Origin of the sequence: Enterococcus sp. VV15 (genome assembly GCF_005236045.1) — a bacterium.
GTDB classification, from domain to species: domain Bacteria; phylum Bacillota; class Bacilli; order Lactobacillales; family Enterococcaceae; genus Enterococcus_B; species Enterococcus_B durans.
On the sequence record NZ_QPTY01000138.1, the window covers coordinates 1 to 235 of the forward strand.

General features: G+C 42.6%; 1 protein-coding gene. It reads right to left on the minus strand.

All coding sequences use genetic code 11. The annotated features are described in order from the left end of the window. On the minus strand, positions 1–235 hold a 235-nt coding region (locus tag DVW83_RS15005), incomplete at both ends, for an L-threonylcarbamoyladenylate synthase (protein WP_238699450.1).

Consider the following 235-nt stretch of genomic DNA (forward strand, 5'->3'; position numbering starts at 1 on the left):
CCGTCACAACTGAGGGCAAAGTGTCTTTTTTGATCTTAAATATCAAAGTTAGTGGTCCAGGCCAGAAGTTCTTCACAATCTTCTCTGCTGCCGGATGAAAGTTGTCCACATACTCTTTTACTTGTTCAAAAGAGGCGACATGGACGATTAATGGATTATCTTGCGGTCTCCCTTTTACAGAAAACACTTTCTTGACAGAGTTTGGTAAAAGAGCGTTGGCGCCCAATCCGTATAC